This is a genomic window from Lyngbya sp. CCY1209 (genome assembly GCF_035615495.1).
Lineage (GTDB): Bacteria > Cyanobacteriota > Cyanobacteriia > Cyanobacteriales > Microcoleaceae > Limnospira.
The window spans coordinates 1-293 of the sequence record NZ_JAJENU010000393.1 but is presented as its reverse complement, the minus strand read 5'-3'; the positions used below and the strand labels follow the sequence as shown (position 1 = coordinate 293).

The following is a 293-nucleotide window of genomic DNA, read 5'->3' as shown; positions in this document are numbered from 1 at the left end:
CTGGTATTCACCCCCGACGACTGGGATACGGCCAAAACCGTGACCGTGACGGGGGTGGACGACTCCGTAGTTGACGGGCCTCAAGCCTACACCATCGAAGTGAGACCGGCTACCAGCGACGATGCCAACTACAGCGGTTTCAATGCCGCCGATGTCGCCGTCAGCAATGCCGACAACGATACCGCCGGAATTACCGTCAACCCCACGGCAGGTTTGACCACGACGGAAGACGGGGGGACGGCAGAATTTACGGTGGTTCTCAATACCCAGCCGACAGCCGATGTTGCGATCGC

At 60.1% G+C, this 293-nt stretch carries 1 protein-coding gene; it reads left to right on the top strand.

Features of this window, described 5'->3' with window-relative positions; translation table 11 throughout:
• Positions 1-293, top strand: a 293-nt coding sequence (locus LKE08_RS11355) for a hypothetical protein (RefSeq protein WP_324704337.1), incomplete at both ends; no start/stop codon positions are given.